We start from the raw sequence: 18216 nt of genomic DNA, 5'->3' as shown, positions 1-18216 counted from the left end.
CCTTGGCGACCCCGAGCACTCGCCCGAGCCTTGGACCGCACCGTCGCATCGCACAACGTCGTGGCGCCGGCGCCCTAAGAGGAGCAGCAGTCTTGCGCGAGTTCAGCCTTCCGGCTTTGTACGAGGTCCCTGCGGACGGCAATCTGACCGACATCGTCCGCAGAAACGCCGCGCAGCACCCTGACGTCGCCGTCATCGCGCGCAAGGCGGGCGGCGCCTGGCAGGACGTGACCGCCACCGCCTTCCTGGCCGAGGTGCACGCCGCCGCCAAGGGCCTCATCGCCTCCGGGGTGCAGCCGGGCGACCGCGTCGGCCTGATGTCGCGCACCCGGTACGAGTGGACGCTGCTGGACTTCGCGATCTGGTGCGCGGGCGCCGTCACCGTGCCGGTGTACGAGACCAGCTCGCCGGAGCAGGTGCGGTGGATCCTCTCCGACTCGGGCGCCACCGCCTGCCTCGTCGAGCTGGACACCCACGCCGCGGCCGTCGAGTCGGTGCGCGACGCCCTGCCCGCCCTGAAACACGTCTGGCAGATCGAGGGCGGGGGCGTGGCGGAGCTCGGGCGGCTCGGCCAGGACGTCTCCGACGAGGCGGTCGAGGAGCGCAGCTCGCTCGCCAAGGCCGACGACCCGGCCACCATCGTCTACACCTCCGGCACGACCGGCCGGCCCAAGGGCTGTGTCCTCACCCACCGCAGCTTCTTCGCCGAGTGCGGCAACGTGGTGGAGCGGCTGCGTCCGCTGTTCCGCACCGGGGAGTGCAGCGTGCTGCTCTTCCTGCCCCTCGCGCACGTCTTCGGCCGGCTGGTGCAGATCGCGCCGATGATGGCGCCGATCAAGCTGGGCACGGTCCCGGACATCAAGAACCTCACCGACGAACTGGCGTCCTTCCGGCCGACGCTGATCCTCGGCGTGCCGCGCGTCTTCGAGAAGGTCTACAACGGGGCGCGCGCCAAGGCGCAGGCCGACGGCAAGGGCGCGATCTTCGACAAGGCGGCGGACACCGCGATCGCGTACAGCAGGGCGCGGGACACCCCGTCGGGCCCGTCCATCGGGCTGAGGATCAAGCACAAGGTGTTCGACGCGCTCGTCTACAGCAAGCTGCGCGCGGTCCTCGGCGGCCGCGGCGAGTACGCGATCTCCGGCGGCGCCCCGCTGGGCGAGCGCCTGGGCCACTTCTTCCGCGGCATCGGCTTCACCGTCCTGGAGGGCTACGGCCTGACGGAGTCCTGCGCGGCGACCGCCTTCAACCCGTGGGACCGGCAGAAGATCGGCACGGTCGGCCAGCCGCTGCCGGGCTCGGTCGTGCGCATCGCCGACGACGGCGAGGTGCTGCTGCACGGCGAGCACCTGTTCAAGGAGTACTGGAACAACCCCGGCGCGACCGCCGAGGCGCTGGCCGACGGCTGGTTCCACACCGGTGACATCGGCACCCTCGACGAGGACGGCTACCTGAGCATCACCGGCCGCAAGAAGGAGATCATCGTCACGGCGGGCGGCAAGAACGTCGCCCCGGCCGTGATCGAGGACCGCATCCGGTCGCACGCCCTGGTCGCGGAGTGCATGGTGGTGGGCGACGGGCGGCCGTTCGTGGGCGCGCTGGTCACCATCGACGAGGAGTTCCTGGGCCGTTGGGCCTCCGACCACGGCAAGCCGGCCGGTTCCACCGCGGCGTCGCTGCGCGAGGACCCCGATCTGCTCGCGGCGGTCCAGGCGGCGGTCGACGACGGCAACGCCGCGGTGTCGAAGGCGGAGTCGGTGCGCAAGTTCCGCGTCCTCTCCTCCCAGTTCACCGAGGACTCGGGGCACCTCACCCCGTCGCTCAAGCTCAAGCGCAACGTCGTGGCGAAGGACTACGCGGCCGAGATCGAGGCCATCTACGCCAAGTAGCAAGGATGAACGGATTCTGACGGAGCGTCAGGACACGGATGGACGGGAGGCGCGGGCTCCGGGACGGGGTCCGCGCCTCCCGTCCGTTCGCGTCGACCGTGGCGGCGGCGCCGGGGGGCGCACAGGCGCGCGGGGCGGCGGCGTCGGGGGTCGCACAGGCGCGCGGGAGGGACGTCGAGCCCGCCGCGTTGACGTCGAAGGCCCCGCGGACAGGCCGAACGCTCCGCGCACGGGTCACCGGATGCCGGGCGTCCTCCGCCCACGAGGTACCGGCCCCGTGCCCCGACGGGCCGCGCCGCGCCCTACAGCAGGTCCCCGAGCCTCTGCGCCAGCAGGTCCCAGCGCCAGCGCTCCTCCACCCACTGCCGCCCCCGCTCCCCCATCCGGCGGCGCAGCTCGGCGTCGCCGAGGAGGACGACGATCCGCTCGGCGGCCTCCCGCGGTGAGCCGCCCCGCACCACCCAGCCGGTCTCGCCGTCCAGCACGGCGTCGGGGGCGCCGCCGGAGTCGCCGGCCACGACGGGCAGCCCGGTCGCGGAGGCCTCCAGGTAGACGATCCCGAGGCCCTCGACGTCGAGCCCGCCCCGGCGGGTGCGGCACGGCATGGCGAAGACGTCGCCGGCGCCGTAGTGCGCGGGCAGCTCCGACCAGGGCACGGCGCCGGTGAACCGCACGGAGTCGGCCACGCCCGTCTCGTGCGCCAGCCGGCGCAGGTCCTTCTCGTACGGCCCGCCGCCGACGATCAGCAGGACGGCGTCCGGCTCGGCGGCCAGGACGTGGGGCATGGCCCGGATCAGCGTGTCCTGGCCCTTGCGCGGCACCAGCCGCGAGACGCACACCACCACCGGCCGGTCGGTGAGGCCGAGCCGGGAGCGCACCTCGTCCCCGCCGGAGTCCGGGTGGAAGGTCTTCTCGTCGACGCCGGGCGGCAGGTGCACCATCCGGCCGGCCGCCCCGGCGCTCAGCGCGGTCGCGATCCGCGCCCGCGTGTACTCGCCGAGGTAGGTGATCGTGTCGGTGGACTCGCCGATCCGGCCCAGCAGCTGCCGGGAGGCGGGCAGTTGCGCCCACCCGGCCTCGTGCCCGTGCGTGGTGGCCACCAGCCGTTCGGCGCCGGCCCGGCGCAGCGCGGGCGCCATCAGCCCAAGGGGCGCCGCCGCTCCGAACCACACCGCCGTGCACCCGTGTTCGCGCAGCAGCCCGACCGCCCGCCGGGTCGCCCCTGGCGTGGGCAGCAGCATCGTCGTACGGTCACGGACGACGGTGAAGGGCTGCTCGGCGTCGAAGGCCGCCGTGGCCTCGGCCCCCTCCCGGCCGCGCTTCCAGGTGGAGGCGTAGACGACGAGCCGCTCGGGGTCGAGGCGCAGCGCCATGTTGTGCAGGAACGCCTGGATGCCGCCGGGGCGGGGCGGGAAGTCGTTCGTCACGATCAGGGTCTTGTGCATCGCCGCCGACCTTATCCAACCCGTGTTCACAGCTGCGCCCGGCCGGGCTTCACGGCCTGCGCACAGCCGGGCGCGAGATCATGTCGCCGACATGACCTGACCATGAGGACGAACGGGGACGGAAGTGGAGTTCATGGACGGCAGGCGCTCCCCGACGAACCCGGCCGGGTTGCTGGCCGTCTGGGGCGTGACCCGGTTCGTCCTGCTGCTCTGGGTGTTCAAGGTGGTCGTCTTCCCCGGCCCCGACGTCACCAGCGACGTGTCGGTCATCTACCGGGGCTGGTACGAGGTGCTGAGCGGCGGAACGTTCCCGCAGGGCGATGTCACCTGGCAGTACCCGCCGGCCGCCGCCCTGGCGATCCTGTCGCCCGCCCTGCTGCCGTTCCTGGACTACGCGTCGGCCTTCTTCGTCCTGGCCTTCCTCGCCGACCTGGCCGTCCTCACGCTGCTGCTGCACACGGGCCTGCGTCCGGGCCGGTCGGCGCGCGGGGTGTGGGTGTGGGTGGTGGGCCTGCCGCTGCTCGGCCCGACGGTCTACTCCCGCTACGACGTGATGGTGACCGCGGTCGCGGTGGCCGCGCTGGTCGCCGGGGCCCGCCACCCGCGGGCGATGGGCGCGCTGGCCGGCTTCGGTGCGCTGCTGAAGGTGTGGCCGGCGCTGCTGCTCGTCGGTGCGGTGCGGCGGCGGGCGTGGGCCGCGGCGGCGGTGACCGCGGCCGCGCTGGCCGGTCTGTTCGCGGCGGTGATGCCGGGCGCCTTCGCCTTCCTGACGTTCCAGCGGGACCGGGGCACCGAGGTGGAGTCGCTGGGCGCGCTCGTCTTCCACCTGGCCCGGCAGGCGGGCTGGCAGGGCGAGGTGCTGCTCCACTACGGCTCGGTGGAGTTCCTCGGGCCGTGGGTGGACACGGTGAGCGACGCGGCCCTGGGGCTCGCCGCGCTGGCCTTCGGCTGGCTGCTGGTGTGGCGGCTGCGGGCCCGGCGGTTCGCGCCGCACACGCTCGCGGACGCCGCCCTCACCGCCGTCCTGCTGTTCACCGTCACCAGCCGGGTGATCAGCCCCCAGTACATGGTGTGGCTGGTCGGTCTGGCGGCCGTCTGCCTGTGCTTCCGGGGCACCCGCATGGGGCTGCCGGCCGCGCTGGTGCTGGCCGCGACGCCGGTGACGGTCCTGGAGTTCCCCCTCTGGTTCGCGCACGTCGTCGCGAGCGACGCCCTCGGCGTCACCCTCCTGTTCCTGCGCAACGGCCTCCTGGTGGCGGCCGCGGTCACCGCCGCCGTACGGCTGTGGCGCTCCACCGTGCCCCGCCCCGGCGCCCCGGCCCCCCTCCCCGCCCCCACCGCCCGCACCGACGGCACCCCGGTCTCCTCCTGACACCCCACCCACCGCGACCGACCGGATCACCCGCCACCACCCCGGCAGCCACCCCGACCACCCCGTCCGCCACCACCCCGGCGAACCACCCGCGCCCCACCGCGACCGCGACCACGCGCCCCACCGCGGCCGATCGCGCGCCCCACCGCGGCCGACTGTGCCGGCAGGCCGCCGGAACGGCCGGCACGGTCACGCGCCCCCGCCGCATCCGCATCCGCATCCGCATCCGCTACACGCCCCCACCCCCTGTCCGCCACCGCGAACCACCCGCCCACCGAGCCGCCGGGCAGCCCGCGGTCGCGTGGGCGGCGTGGGGCGGGCCGCCGGTTCAGCCCAGTTCGTCGTGCAGGTACTGCCGCCAGGCGGCGGTGAAGTCCTCCGTCGTCGTCCCGAGCGCGCTCTCCAGCGCGTCCTCGACCGCCCCGTCCCGCTTCCCGTGCGCCCCGACGGCCCGGTAGAACGCCTCCAGCCGCTCCTCGCCCCACCGGTCGGCGATCAGGCGGCAGGCCAGCCAGCCGCCCTCGTACGCCCGCGCCAGCCGGTCCGCGTCCCCGGCGAAGCCGAAGTCGTCGTCGGCGGGGAGGTCCTCGGGCGACTCCCCCGCGGCGAGGGCGCCGACGAGTTCGGGGGCGACCTGCCGCGGGGTGCGGCCGGTGCCGCGGTAGCCGATCCAGTCGGCGTAGCCCTCGGAGAGCCACAGCGGGGTGGCGGCGTTGGTGTGGGCGCGGGTGGCGACATGGGTGGTCTCGTGGGTCAGTACGACCTGCTGCCCGAGCGGGCCCAGCGAGCCGTACGCGTCCGGGTTGACGACGACCCGGTCCGCGGGGGCCGGGCCCGCGCCCCCCGTCTCGGCCGTGGTGACCGCGGCGATCCCCCGGTAGGAGGAGGCGGGCGAGCCGAGCAGCGCCGCCATGCCGTCCAGCGACCCGGGGACGAGCAGCACGACGCCGCGCGCCCAGTCCGTGCCCCAGGCCTCCGAGACGGCGGGGACCGCCCGGTCGGCCAGGCCGGCGAAGTCCCGCAGCCGGGCGGTGGACTGCCCGACGCCCAGCACCAGGCTGTGCGCGCCGCGGACGACGGTCACCGTGCCCTGGTCCCACAGCTGTTCGCCGGCCTTCCCGGCGGGCCGCTCGGAGGTGACGGTCCAGCGTCCGTCCGCGTCGCGGGCGAGGCGCACGCTGCGGTCGGCGGTGACCGGGGCCCGGTCGTGACCGGTGAGGCGGTAGCTGAGCTCCGCGTCGGCGGTGGCGGTGTCGCCGCTGCGGTGCACGGCGGTCACCCGGTAGGACCAGCCGGCCAGCGGCACGGCCCGCAGCCGGGCGTATCCGGCGCTCGGACCGGTGGCGGCGTAGGCGTCCGCGTCGTGGGCCAGCAGGGCGGCGGCCCGCCGGTCGAGCACCCGCTGCACATCGGCCCGGACGCCGTCCGTCGCGGGCCGTCCCCCGCACCCCACGAGCAGCACCAGCAGGAGCACCGGGGACAGCAGCGCCCGCCACAGCCCCGCGTCCCGGGATCCGCGCGCCCGTCTTCGACCAGCCATTCTCCCGATCGTACGGGGACCCGCCCGGGCCGGAACCCGGCCCAGGGGCCCGTCAGGGCCGCGTCACCGCCGACACGGGCATCATCCCGACCGGGTCGTAGCGCACCGGCGCGCCCGGATAGGGGGCGTGGATGACCTGGCCGTTGCCGGCGTACATGCCGACGTGGCCGGCGTCGGAGCGGTAGGTGACGATGTCTCCGGGCCGGGCCTGGGAGAGCGGGACCTGCCGGCCGGCGTACGCCTGCGCCTGCGAGGTGCGCGGCAGGGAGACGCCGGCCTGCGCGTACGACCACTGCACCAGGCCCGAACAGTCGAAGCCGGAGGGCCCGTTGGCGCCCCAGACGTACGGCCTGCCGAGCGCGGAGCGGGCGGCGGCCAGGGCGGCGGCCGCCCGGCCCGAGGCCGGGGCGGCGCTCCCGGGGCCGGGCAGGCCGGCGCGGCCGGAACGGGAGGCCCGGTCGTAGGCGGCGCGCGCCGCGGACGGCAGGGAGTTGAGCAGTTGCCGGGCCCTGGCGAGCTTCCCCTCGACGGTCCGCTTGTGCCGGGCGACGGCCTTGCGGCTCTTCTCCAGCTCGCCCAGCTGCCGGGACGCCTCGGCGCGTTCCTGGGCCAGGTCGCGCAGGGCGTCCTGGAGGTCCGACAGCTCACCGGCCTGGTGGGTGGTGATCCGGTCGAGGACGGAGGCCCGGTCGAGGTAGTCCTCGGGGTCGTCGGAGAACAGCAGCGCGAGGGACGGGTCGAGGCCGCCGGAGCGGTACTGCGCGCCGGCCAGCGAGCCGAGCCGCTCGCGCAGGTCGTTGACGCGCTCCTGCTGGCGGGCGATCCGGTCCTGGGAGTCGCCGACCTGCCGGCGCAGCGCCCCGGCCCGCTCGCCGGCCTCGTTGTAGGCCTCGGTGGCCTTCTCGGCCTGCCGGTAGAGGCGGTCCACCTCGGCGCGGGTGTCGTCGAGCGGTGCGGCCTGGGCCGGTACGGCGGCGGACACGGCGCCGAGGAGGGCGGTCGTGGCGGACAGGACGCACAGGGCACCCCGGTCGAACCCGGACGGTGCAAGGCGGCGATGGGACCCCACGGGAAGCCGCGCTCCTTCCACTGACGGACGAGGAAACGCGGCGACAGTAGCCCGGTGGTGGGGGCCCGGCAAAAGACCCGCGCGGCCACACACCGTGACGCCCCGCCTCTGACGCAGGTCATGGGCGGGGCGCGGGGTCAGTTCACGTGGTGGCGATTCGCCCGTTCGGGCGGCACGGTGTCGTGATCTTGAGGGTGGTCAGATCCGGACGCCGAACTGGAACGGCATGTTGTCGATCGACTCGTAGCGCACCACGGTGCCGGTGCGCGGGGCGTGCAGCACCTGGCCGTTGCCCGCGTAGAAGCCGACGTGGTGCTGGTCGCTGTAGAAGATGACCAGGTCGCCGACCTTGAGGTCGGACTGGGAGTAGATGCGCGTGCCCGCGTTGGCCTGGGCCTGCGAGGTGCGCGGGATGGAGACGCCGGCCTGGGCGTAGGCCCAGGAGGTCAGGCCCGAGCAGTCGAAGGACGAGGGGCCGGTGGCGCCGTAGACGTACGGCGAGCCGATCTTGCTCTGGGCGGCCTGGAAGGCGGCGAGGGCGCGGCTGGAGGCGGACGCGGTGCTGCCGAGGTCGACGCGCTCGCTCGACGAGCGGCTGGCGCGGGCGTCGGCGGCGGCCAGTTCGGCCTTCTCCTCGGCGGTCAGCGTGTTGAGGAGCTTCTGCGCCTCGGCCAGCTTGGCCTGGACTTCCTTCTTCTTCTTGCCCAGCTCGGTCCGGGTGGAGGCGAGGTCCTTGAGCTTGTCGGACGCCTCGGCGCGGTCCTGGGCCAGCTCGCGCTGCTTCTCCTGGATCTTCTTCAGCGCCTCGACCTGCTGGGCGCTGAGCTGGTCGGCGGTGGACGCCTTGTCCAGGTAGTCGTCCGGGTCGGAGGAGAGGAAGAGCTGGAGGGAGGAGTCGATGCTGCCGGTGCGGTACTGGGCGGCGGCCGCGAGGCCGATGCTGTCGCGCAGCTCGTTGAGCTCTTCCTGGCCGCTGGCGACGTCGTCCTGGATGGCGGAGATCTCCTTCTGGAGGGTCTCCTGCTTCTCCTTGGCGCCGTTGTACTTCTCGGTGGCCTTCTCGGCCTCTTCGTAGAGCTTGTCGACCTTGGTCTTGACCTCGTCCTTCGTGAGCTTCTCGCTCGGGGCCGCGTTGGCGGCCTGCGAGCTCAGGACGACAGCCGCGGCGGCCGCGGTGGTCAGCACGGTCACACGTGCGCGGCTCGGCTGCTTGGGTCGACGGTGGGACGCCACGGAGGACGAGCTCCTTCTTGTGAGTGATCACTCGTGCGGAGGTTCGATGGCAGACCCTAGTGACCATCCTGTGATCAGTTCAAATCCTCGCACCAAAAAAGTCGGTGACGCAACGCATTCTTTACGGCAACTCACGTGTGGTAATGCTCGATTGACGCTACGTTGCGTGACGATTCCACCAATTCGGGCATTAAACCTGTACGTTGACCATCAGGTCGCTATCAGGTCAGTCGCTTGAGGAGTACCGCAGACGCGACAGGCCGCGCCCCCACCCGGGCCACCCCGTCGGCCACCTCGCGGTCGGTCGAGGCGACGATGACCGGACGGCCGGGCGGTTCGGCCCGCACCAGCTGGCGGATCAGCTCGTCGGCGGTGACGCCCGGCTTGGAGAACAGCACCCGCACCCCGCGCGGCGGCGCCAGCAGCACCGGCGCGGCCAGTTCGGCCCCGTCGAAGACGCAGGTGACCTCGGCGCCGGTCTGCGCGGCGAGCTGCGAGAGCTGCCCGAGCAGCCGCAGCCGCTGCTTCTCCAGTGGCATCTGCGGATAACCCGTTTTGGTGACGTTGTACCCGTCGACCACGAGGTGCGCCTGCGGCAGGGCGAGCAACTGGTCCAGGATCGCGGGGTCGTTCTCCGACAGGGCCCGGGCCGCGATGTCCTTCGGGGTCATCCGTCCGGGTTCCACGGCGTCGACGGTCTCCGCCGGCCGGACCGACACGGGCGGCAACGCCAGCTCCCTGCGCAGCCCCTGGGCCGCGTCCAGCACGGTGTCCAGCAGCAGCCGCACCCGCATGTCCTCGACGCTGCGCCCCTCGCGCGCCGCCCTGCGGGTGGCCTCCAGGGCGGTCTCCACCTCCCCGAGCCGCGCCTTCAGCCGCCGTGTCTCGCTCTCGGCGGCGGACACCTGCGCCTGCCCCTCGGTACGGACCGCTTCTATCTCGCCCTGCACCTTGCGCAGCGCGGCCTCGCCGCGCTTGACGTCGCTGAGCGCCGAACGCAGCTTGCGGTGAAGCGATTCGGCTTCCTTCCTCGCCGTCTCCAGCTCGGCCCGCAGCCGTTCGGTCTCGGCGCGGGTCTGCGCGCGGGCCTGGGAGAGCTGGTCGCGCAGCCGCTCCAGTTCCGCGCGGCTCTCCTCGCCGGCGCGCTCGGCGTCCGCCCGCTGCGCCTCCTCGCCGGCCGCGGTCACCAGCTTCACCCAGTCGACGGGCCGCAGCACGTAGGCCGCGGCCGCCACGTCGAGCGGGTCCGCGGCCGGGGGCGGCGAGCCGGAGTCGAGGGCGCCGGCCAGTTCCGGCTGGGCCTCTCTGAACTTCTCGGCGATGCGCTGCCGGAACAGCGTGTCCGTCTCCAGCGCGGCCGCCATCGCGTTGCCCGCGAACTTCGCCCGCCGATTGGGGGCGAACCGGGCGTACTGCCGCAACTGGGCGGGCAGTTCGGCGACGGTCAGCCCTCCGAAGCCGTCCGAGACGATCTGGACGACCCGGCGGCGCACACCGTCGGGCAGCGGACGGTCGAGCACCTCAGCGGCGCCGTCGCCCGGCCCCCCGCCTGCGCTCTCCACCATCCGTCACACCCCAATTTCTGAGCCGGGCCCTCCCCCGCTCTCGACTTCTCTCGAACGGGAGGGCCCCCGTCGTCAGGAGCCGGCGCCCGGCCTGTCCACGAGTTCCACCTGGTCCACGGCGTTGCACCAACGGCACCGCACCGACTCGATGGTCTCACTGACCACCTCGCGCTCCTCGACCGTGGGCTCGCCGGCGAGATCGAGGTGGACGTACTCCACGACCTTCGACGAGCGCGTCACGTCGAACCGGGTGAGGTTGCCGCAGAGCGTGCAGCGCCACCGCGTCGTGGCGGTCGGCAGGGGAACCGTCATCGTGACCGTCCGCTTCCTTCTAGTGTCGGGCTTCCGGCGCCGGGGCGCGCCCAAGGGCTCCCCGGTCCGTGTGGCTCGTAACCCTACGGCCTGGCGGGTACTCGCCGCCCATCCGTCCACGGCGGCGAGGCGGTCCATGGACGTACGTCCCGTTACGTCATGCTCTGTACTCATGATCAGGGACTGGAGCGGCGCCGTCAGCCGGAGCGTGGGCAGAGCGGTCCGGCGGCCGGCGGCGCCGGTGACGTACGGACTGATCGCCCTGTGCTGTGTGATCTTCCTGGCCGGCCCCGCCTCGGGCCTCGACGCGGGGTACGGCACCGCGGAGGAGCTGCCGGCCGTCCGGCGCGCCTACTTCCGCCGGTGGGGGGTGATCCCGGCCGAGCTGTTCGAGGGGTCCGCGCGCGCCGCCCTCACCCCCGCCACGGCCCTCTTCGTCCACGGCAGCTGGGTGCACCTGCTGGGCAACATGCTGTTCCTCCACGTCTTCGGGACGATGACCGAGCACCGGATGGGCCGCCTCCGCTTCGCCCTCTTCTACCTCGGCTGCGGCTACCTGGCCCTGCTCGGCTACGCCGCCGCCCACGCCGGCTCCGGGCAGTCCCTGGTCGGCGCCTCGGGGGCCATCTCCGCGGTGCTCGGCGCGTTCCTCCACCTCTTTCCCCGGGCGCGCGTCACCAGTCTCCTGCCGTTCCTGCTCTTCCTGCCGCTGCGCTTCCCGGCGTGGGTGGTGCTGCCCTTCTGGGCGGCCCTGCAATGGCTGGCGGCGGGGCGGGCGGGCCCGGGGCCGGGCGTGGCCTACCTGGCCCACCTGCTGGGCTTCGGCCTGGGCTTCGGCTGCGCGTGGGCCGGGCGCAACGGGACGACTAGAGTGAAAGCCGCCCGAGCCCCGGCCCCCGAGGGAGAGAACCAGCCGTGATCACCGCGATCGTCCTGATCAAGACCAGCGTGGACCGGATCCCCGAGATCGCCGAGTCGATCGCCTCGCTGGAGTCCGTGAGCGAGGTCTTCTCCGTCACCGGGACGTACGACCTGATCGCCATGGTGCGGGTGCGGCGGCACGAGGACCTCGCCGAGGTGATCCCCGGGCGGATCAGCAAGATCCCCGGCGTCGAGGCGACGGACACGCATGTCGCTTTCCGGACGTACTCGCAGCATGATCTCGAGGCTGCGTTCGCCATCGGGCTGGACTCTTAGCGCGGGAGCGCCTGGGGGCGCGGAGCGTGTGTGCGGCTGCCGGTCGGCTGTGGCTGGTCGCGCCCACGCGGCGGAGCCGCATGTCGACACGGCCCCGCGCCCCTGCGGTGCTGTCCCTGACGTCGGCTGCCTCACACCGCCGGGACGCAGCGGCCGTCCTCCGTGCGGTACTGCCACTTGGCGCCGCTCCCGACCAGTTCCTTCACCGCGGTCACGAAACGCTCCACGTGCTCGTCCGGCGTCCCCGCGCCGAAGCTCACCCGGATCGCGTTGAGGGACTTCTCGCCCGGCGCCGCCTCGGGGGCGCCGCACTCGCCCTGGCTGCGCGGGTCGCTGCCGAGGAGGGTGCGGACGAGGGGGTGGGCGCAGAAGAGGCCGTCGCGGACGCCGATGCCGTACTCGGCGGAGAGGGCGGCGGCGAAGTGGGAGCTGTTCCAGCCCTCGACGACGAAGGAGATCACGCCGACGCGGGGGGCGTCGTCGCCGAAGAGGGACAGCACGCGCACCTCGGGGACCTCGGCCAGCCCCGCACGCACCTTCTCGACGAGGTACCGCTCCCGGGCGACCAGCGTGTCGAAGCCCGCCTCCGTCAGGGTCTTGCAGGCGGAGGCGATGGAGTAGGCGCCGATGACGTTCGGCGAGCCCGCCTCGTGCCGGGCGGCGCTGTCGTGCCACTCCACGTCCACTCCCCCGTCCTCGCGCCGGGTGACCTTGCGGCTGGCGCCGCCGCCGGCCAGGTACGGCTCGGCGGCGCGCAGCCAGTCGGCGCGGCCGGCCAGGACGCCGGAGCCGAACGGGGCGTACAGCTTGTGCCCGGAGAAGGCGACCCAGTCGACGTCGAGGTCGCGCACGGACACCGGGTGGTGGGGGGCCAGCTGGGCGGCGTCCAGGACGATCCGGGCTCCGTGGGCGTGGGCGGCGGCGGCCAGCTCGCGCACCGGCCACAGCTCGCCGGTGACGTTGGAGGCGCCGGTCACGCAGACCAGGGCCGGGCCGTACGGGTCGCGCTCGGCGAGCGCGCGCTCCAGGGTCTCGACGGCCTGGCGCGGGGTGCGCGGGGCGTCGAGGTAGGTGACCCGGGCGTCCTTCCAGGGCAGCAGCGAGGCGTGGTGCTCGGTCTCGAAGACGAAGACCTGGCAGCCGGCGGGGAGGGCGGCGGCGAGGAGGTTCAGGGAGTCCGTGGTGGAGCGGGTGAAGACCAGCTGGTCGTCGTCGCGGCAGTCGAGGAACTCCGCGACCGTCCGGCGGGCGTTCTCGAAGAGGTCCGTGGACAGCTGGGAGAGGTAGCCGGCGCCGCGGTGGACGCTGCCGTAGTACGGGGCGTAGGCCGCCACGTCGTCCCAGACGCGCTGGAGGGCGGGGGCGCTGGCCGCGTAGTCGAGCGCGGCGTAGGTGACCTCCCCGCCGGTGACGAGCGGCACGGTGACATCCCGGCCCAGAACGGGCAGCGGGGCACAAACGGACTGGGCGGAGGCAGCGGTGGAGACGGACATGGCGGAACTCCCGTGAGGACGCGTCGAACCGCCGTGCCGGACAGCGCGTCGACGGCACGGAGGGAAGAGGAAAGAGGGGTATGCGGAGGCGGGGCTCTGCGGCCCTATCGCATTCGCTTGCTCACGGGAGGCTCCTCGACGACCAGGACCCCTGCCCCGCCGCTGAATCAAAAGCGTGCGAGGGGTCCGCGCTTGCCGTGGGCCTTGCTGCCCACGGCCTGGTCTTCACCCGGGGCACCCCGCCACGGACGGAGGGTTGCCGGACAGTCGGCCGGGGCCTCATGACTGTCACTCATGACCTGAGGAGGAAAGTACGGTAAACGATCGCGGTCCCGCAACTCCTGTCCGGATCGCGGGACCGCTTCCCAGGCCCTGTCGTCAGGCGTTGCTGGCCGCCACCCAGCGCTCCAGCACCCGCGCGGCCGCACCGGAGTCGAGGGACCGCGCCGCCTTCTCCATGCCGGCGCGGATCTGCTCGGCCAGCGGTGCGTCCGTCGGCTCCAGCGCCATCAGCGCCGCCGCGGCGTTCAGCAGGACGGCGTCCCGCACCGGCCCCCGCTCGCCCTCCAGCAGCCGGCGCGCGACCTGCGCGTTGTACGAGGGGTCGGCGCCGCGCAGCGCCTCGACGGACACCAGCTCGATGCCGACGTGCCGCGGGTCGAAGGTCTCCTCGGTCACCTTGCCGTCGCGGACGATCCACACCCGGGAGGTGGAGGTGGTGGTCAGCTCGTCGAAACCGTCGTCGCCCCGGAACACCAGCGACGAGTGGCCGCGCTCGGCGAAGACGCCGGCGACGATCGGCGCCATGCGCGGGTCGGCGACCCCGACCGCCTGGGCACGCACCCGGGCGGGGTTGGTGAGCGGGCCGAGGACGTTGAACACCGTGCGGACACCCAGCTGCTTGCGGGCGGCGCCCGCGTGGCGCAGCGCCGGGTGGAACTTGACCGCGAAGCAGAAGGTGATCCCGGCCTCCTCGGCCACCTCGCTCACCCGCTGCGGCGTCAGCTCCAGATTGACGCCCAGCTGCTCCAGGACGTCCGATGCCCCGGACGCGGAGGAGGCGGCCCGGTTGCCGTGCTTGACGACCTTCGCGCCGGTTCCGGCGACGACGATCGACGCCATGGTGGAGATGTTCACCGTCTTCGCGCCGTCGCCGCCGGTGCCGACGATGTCGACGGTGGGGCCGGGCACCTCGATCAGGTTGGCGTGCTCGTACATCGTCCGTACGAGACCGTTGATCTCCGCCACGGTCTCGCCCTTGGCCCGCAGCGCCACCACGAAGGCGGCGATCTGGGTGTCGGTCGCCTCGCCGCGCATGATCACGTCCATGGCCCAGGCGGTCTCCTCCGAGGAGAGGTCCCGGCCGTCCAGCAGACCGTTCAGCAGGACGGGCCAGGAACGGCCCGCCGCGGTGTCGCCTCCAGCGGGGGTCACAGCGCTCATAAGCCGCTCCTGGGTGTCATGGTGGTCCCGCTCCGACGGGACACGCGTCTCAACGGGTCCCACCCTATCCAGCCACGGGGAACGGCGAAGGGCCCCGTCCGAACACCGGACGGGGCCCTTCTGCGGTTGCGTGGCGACGCAGTGATCAGTGGTGGCCGTGGCCGCTCGTGATCTCCCTGTACTCCTCGACGGTCGGCTTGGCGATCTGGCTCTCCTCGCCGTAGTACGCCTCGCTCAGCTTGGCGCGGACCTTCTCGGTGCGCTTCACCTTGCGCTCGACGCCGTTCTCGTCGACCGTCGGGCCGATCTCGGCCGGCGCGTACTGCTCGTGCGCGGTGAGCGTGTAGAGCTGCTCCTGGCTGAGCGGCTCGTGCACCTCGATGAACTCACCGTGCGGCAGGCGCTTGATGGTGCCGGTCTCGCGACCGTGCAGCACCTTGTCCTTGTCGCGGCGCTGGAGGCCGAGGCAGATCCGCTTGGTGACGACGAAGGCGATGACCGGGCCGACGAAGAAGCCGATCCGGACGAACCAGGTGACCGCGTTGATCGACAGGTGGAAGTGGGTGGCGACGATGTCGTTGCCACCGCCGATCAGCATGATCATGTAGCCGGTGACCCAGGCGACACCGAAGGCCGTACGGGTCGGGGCGTTGCGCGGGCGGTCCAGGATGTGGTGCTCGCGCTTGTCGCCGGTGACCCAAGACTCGATGAACGGGTAGAGGGCGATCACACCGAGGAACAGACCGAAGAGCACCAGCGGGATGAACACGCCGAGGACCAGCGTGTGACCCCAGAAGTTGATCTCCCAGCCCGGCATGGCGCGGACCAGACCCTCGGCGAAGCCCATGTACCAGTCGGGCTGGGCGCCGGTGGACACCTGGTCCGGACGGTACGGGCCCAGGGCCCAGATCGGGTTGACGGACGCGATGCCGGCGAGCGCCGCGATCAGACCGAAGACCAGGAAGAAGAAGCCTCCGGCCTTGGCCATGTAGACCGGCAGCAGCGGCATGCCGACGACGTTCTTGTTGGTCCGGCCGGGACCCGCGAACTGCGTGTGCTTGTGGTAGAAGACCAGGATCAGGTGGCCGACCACCAGACCGAGCATGATGCCCGGCAGCAGCAGGATGTGGATCGAGTAGAACCGCGCGACGAAGTCGCCGCCCGGGAACTCCCCGCCGAACAGGAACATCGAGATGTACGTGCCGACGATCGGCACGGACAGGATCGCGCCCTGGGTGAAGCGGACACCGGTGCCGGAGAGCAGGTCGTCCGGGAGCGAGTAGCCGGTGAAACCGGTGAACATGCCGAGGACGAACAGCAGGAAGCCGAACAGCCAGTTGATCTCACGCGGCTTGCGGAACGCGCCCGTGAAGAACACGCGCATCATGTGCACGAACATGCCGGCGAGGAAGATGATCGCCGCCCAGTGGTGGATCTGCCGGATGAGCAGACCACCGCGGACGTCGAAGGAGATCTCCAGCGTCGAGCTGAACGCCTCCGACATCAGCTGGCCCTGGAGCGGGACGTAGCTGCCGTGGTACTCCACCTCGTTCATCGACGGGTGGAAGAACAGCGTCAGGTACACACCCGTGAGGATGATGATGATGAAGCTGTAGAGGCAGATCTCGCCGAGCATGAAGGACCAGTGGTCCGGGAAGATCTTGCGCATGTTGGCCTTGGCCAGGGAGTAGATCCCCAGCCGGCCGTCCGCCCAGTCGGCGACCCGCTCGCCCGCGGGTGCCTTGCGGCGGTCGTCGTTGTTACTCATCCGCGCTCCCAGAAGGCAGGACCGACGGGCTCTTCGAAGTCGCTGAGCGCCTCGAGGTACCCCTCGTCGTTCACGCCGATGCGCAGCTGCGGAAGGGCGTGGCCGGCCGGGCCGAAGATCACTCGGGCACCGTCGGACAGGTCGAAGGTGGACTGGTGGCAGGGGCACAGCACGTGGTGCGTCTGCTGCTCGTAGAGCGAGATCGGGCAACCGACGTGGGTGCAGATCTTCGAGTACGCCACGATGCCCTCGTGCGACCACTCGAGTTCCTGCTTGTCCTTGATGTCGTCCGGCTCGATCCGGACGATCATCAGGGCGGCCTTGGCGATCTCGTTCTGGAAGTCGTGGTCGGTCTCCTCCAGGCCCTCCGGCTTGGCGAAGGTGAGGGAGCCGACCGCGACGTCCGAGGGACGCAGCGGCTCGTTGGTGTTCATGTTGACGAGCAGCTTGCCCTTGGACCACAGCGTGTGGCGCAGCTTGTCCTCGGGCAGCGGGCCGAGGTCGCGCAGCAGCACGACACCGGAGAGCGGGAACAGGGCCAGCGCACCGAACATCGTGTTGCGGATCAGCTTGCGGCGGCCCAGCGCGGACTCCTGCGCACCGTCCCTGAAGTCGGCCATGACCTTGGCCTTGACCTCGGGCGACGCCTCGATCGCGTGCCGCTCGTCGGCGACCTCCACGTCGGACATCAGGGTGCGGGCCCAGTGGACGGCGCCGGCGCCGATGCAGAACAGGGCGGCACCCAGCGTCAGGCCGAGCGCGAAGTTCTGCGCGTTGATGTGCCCGAGCGGGAAGATGTAGACCGACTGGTCGTGCGGGATCGCCACGTACGAGGCGATGAAGCCGACGGTGGCCAGCATCGACAGCGTGAACAGGAAGGCGACCGTACGCTCGGACCGCTTGGCGGCCCGCTCGTCGATGTCCTGGATCCGGTGCTCGTGGGGCGGCAGCCCCGGGTCGGCGAACGGGTGCTGCTCGTCCGCCACGTCCACCGCACCGTGCGCGCGGCCCTGCTCAGCGGGCAGGTTCTCTTCTGGAATGTCTTGGCTACTCATGACTTCTTGGCCTTTGCGGTCCGGGCGGCGACCCACACGGCGACGGCGATCAGTCCGCCGAGACCGAAGATCCAGCCGAACAGACCCTCGCTGACCGGCCCGAGGCCGCCCAGCTCGAGACCGCCGGGGCTCTCCGTCTCATCACCGTTGACCGCGTTCAGGTACGCGATGATGTCCTTCTTGTTCTGCTCCGACAGCGTGGTGTCGGGGAAGGAGGGCATGTTCTGCGGGCCGGTCTGCATGGCCTCGTAGATGTGCTTCGGGTCCACGCCCTCGAGGGACGGCGCGAACTTGCCCTTGGTGAGGGCACCGCCCTTGCCGGTGAAGTTGTGGCACTGCGCGCAGTTGGTGCGGAACAGCTCACCGCCCTTGGCGATGTCCGCTCCCTCCTCGCCGTACTCGGCCTCGGTCGGGATGGACGGGCCGGCGCCGAGCGAGGCGATGTACGCGGCGAGCTGGTCGATCTCGGCCTGCGTGTAGACGACCTTCTTCCGCGGGATCTGGGCCATCTGGGACGTCGAGGCCGGCATGCGGCCGGTGCCGACCTGGAAGTCGACGGCCGCGGCGCCCACGCCCACGAGGCTGGGACCGTCGGAGGTGCCCTGACCGCCGGTGCCGTGGCAGCTGGCGCAGCCGACGGCGTAGAGCTTCTTGCCCTCGTCGATGGCGAGGGACTGGGCGGTTTCGTCTGCCTGCGCCTTGCTCGCGGGTGCGAACGCGGCGTACAGCCCCCCGGTGCATGCCAGCGCGAGGAGTAGGACGACGAGCGCCGCCATCGGATGGCGTCGTCGTGCGGAGAGCTTTTTCACGGATTACCCCGGTGTCAGGATCTTCT

The 18216-nt window shown here is 72.2% G+C and carries 15 protein-coding genes and 1 riboswitch; of the genes, 4 read left to right on the top strand and 11 right to left on the bottom strand.

Features of this window, described 5'->3' with window-relative positions:
• Nucleotides 1-92: 92 nt before the first annotated feature.
• Complete coding sequence (locus ACZ3KJ_RS04370; RefSeq protein WP_467524469.1) at nt 93-1889, top strand: AMP-dependent synthetase/ligase; 1797 nt, start codon at nt 93-95, stop codon at nt 1887-1889.
• Nucleotides 1890-2191: 302 nt separating this feature from the next.
• Here ACZ3KJ_RS04370 and ACZ3KJ_RS04365 read toward each other — a convergent pair whose 3' ends face one another.
• Nucleotides 2192-3334, bottom strand: a complete 1143-nt coding sequence (locus ACZ3KJ_RS04365; RefSeq protein ID WP_467524467.1) for a glycosyltransferase family 4 protein — start codon at nt 3332-3334, stop codon at nt 2192-2194.
• A gap of 133 nt (nt 3335-3467) precedes the next feature.
• Between ACZ3KJ_RS04365 and ACZ3KJ_RS04360 the strand changes: the two genes are divergently transcribed.
• Nucleotides 3468-4706 (top strand): glycosyltransferase 87 family protein, encoded by a 1239-nt coding sequence (locus ACZ3KJ_RS04360; protein ID WP_467524465.1) that lies wholly within the window; start codon nt 3468-3470, stop codon nt 4704-4706.
• 328 nt (nt 4707-5034) lie between these two features.
• On the opposite strand, the gene ACZ3KJ_RS04355 is transcribed toward ACZ3KJ_RS04360, so the two are convergent.
• The 5 genes from ACZ3KJ_RS04355 to ACZ3KJ_RS04335 all read right to left on the bottom strand — a co-directional run bounded on the left by ACZ3KJ_RS04355 (nt 5035) and on the right by ACZ3KJ_RS04335 (nt 10425).
• Nucleotides 5035-6246, bottom strand: coding sequence for a hypothetical protein (locus tag ACZ3KJ_RS04355; RefSeq protein WP_467524463.1), 1212 nt, complete (start codon nt 6244-6246; stop codon nt 5035-5037).
• A gap of 52 nt (nt 6247-6298) precedes the next feature.
• A complete protein-coding gene (locus ACZ3KJ_RS04350) occupies nt 6299-7315 on the bottom strand; it encodes a C40 family peptidase (protein WP_467524461.1) in 1017 nt (338 codons plus the stop codon).
• 198 nt (nt 7316-7513) lie between these two features.
• A complete protein-coding gene (locus ACZ3KJ_RS04345; protein ID WP_389511631.1) occupies nt 7514-8548 on the bottom strand; it encodes a C40 family peptidase in 1035 nt (344 codons plus the stop codon).
• 221 nt (nt 8549-8769) lie between these two features.
• Entirely contained in the window at nt 8770-10113 is a 1344-nt protein-coding gene (locus ACZ3KJ_RS04340; protein ID WP_389511632.1) for an NYN domain-containing protein, read from the bottom strand.
• A gap of 72 nt (nt 10114-10185) precedes the next feature.
• Entirely contained in the window at nt 10186-10425 is a 240-nt protein-coding gene (locus ACZ3KJ_RS04335) for a hypothetical protein (RefSeq protein WP_014672226.1), read from the bottom strand.
• Nucleotides 10426-10597: 172 nt separating this feature from the next.
• Between ACZ3KJ_RS04335 and ACZ3KJ_RS04330 the strand changes: the two genes are divergently transcribed.
• Together ACZ3KJ_RS04330 and ACZ3KJ_RS04325 are read left to right on the top strand one after the other, a co-directional pair.
• Nucleotides 10598-11344 carry a rhomboid family intramembrane serine protease gene (locus ACZ3KJ_RS04330; protein WP_467524459.1) on the top strand — a complete coding sequence of 249 codons (747 nt, stop codon included), beginning with the start codon at nt 10598-10600 and terminating at the stop codon, nt 11342-11344.
• Nucleotides 11341-11622 carry an Lrp/AsnC family transcriptional regulator gene (locus ACZ3KJ_RS04325; RefSeq protein ID WP_467524457.1) on the top strand — a complete coding sequence of 94 codons (282 nt, stop codon included), beginning with the start codon at nt 11341-11343 and terminating at the stop codon, nt 11620-11622. Before ACZ3KJ_RS04330 ends, ACZ3KJ_RS04325 begins: the two co-directional genes overlap by 4 nt.
• Before the next feature lie 131 nt (nt 11623-11753).
• On the opposite strand, the gene ACZ3KJ_RS04320 is transcribed toward ACZ3KJ_RS04325, so the two are convergent.
• From ACZ3KJ_RS04320 to qcrC, 5 genes are all read right to left on the bottom strand, one after another.
• Nucleotides 11754-13115, bottom strand: coding sequence for an aminotransferase class V-fold PLP-dependent enzyme (locus tag ACZ3KJ_RS04320; protein ID WP_467524455.1), 1362 nt, complete (start codon nt 13113-13115; stop codon nt 11754-11756).
• Nucleotides 13116-13298: 183 nt separating this feature from the next.
• A riboswitch (SAM riboswitch) is annotated at nt 13299-13415 on the bottom strand.
• A 78-nt stretch (nt 13416-13493) separates the two neighbouring features.
• Nucleotides 13494-14558, bottom strand: a complete 1065-nt coding sequence (trpD, locus tag ACZ3KJ_RS04315; protein WP_467524453.1) for an anthranilate phosphoribosyltransferase — start codon at nt 14556-14558, stop codon at nt 13494-13496.
• A gap of 145 nt (nt 14559-14703) precedes the next feature.
• The gene (gene qcrB, locus ACZ3KJ_RS04310; protein ID WP_467524451.1) at nt 14704-16326 is read right to left on the bottom strand and encodes a cytochrome bc1 complex cytochrome b subunit; all 1623 of its coding nucleotides are present in this window, start codon (nt 16324-16326) and stop codon (nt 14704-14706) included.
• The gene (gene qcrA, locus ACZ3KJ_RS04305; protein WP_389511637.1) at nt 16323-17381 is read right to left on the bottom strand and encodes a cytochrome bc1 complex Rieske iron-sulfur subunit; all 1059 of its coding nucleotides are present in this window, start codon (nt 17379-17381) and stop codon (nt 16323-16325) included. Before qcrA ends, qcrB begins: the two co-directional genes overlap by 4 nt.
• On the bottom strand, nt 17378-18190 hold the full coding sequence (qcrC, locus tag ACZ3KJ_RS04300; RefSeq protein ID WP_467524448.1) for a cytochrome bc1 complex diheme cytochrome c subunit: 813 nt from the start codon (nt 18188-18190) through the stop codon (nt 17378-17380). Before qcrC ends, qcrA begins: the two co-directional genes overlap by 4 nt.
• Nucleotides 18191-18216: the final 26 nt, after the last annotated feature.

This window comes from Streptomyces sp. NPDC003248, from assembly GCF_055563235.1.
Note: the sequence above shows the minus strand (reverse complement) of the source record. Positions and strands in the feature narration are given on the sequence as shown.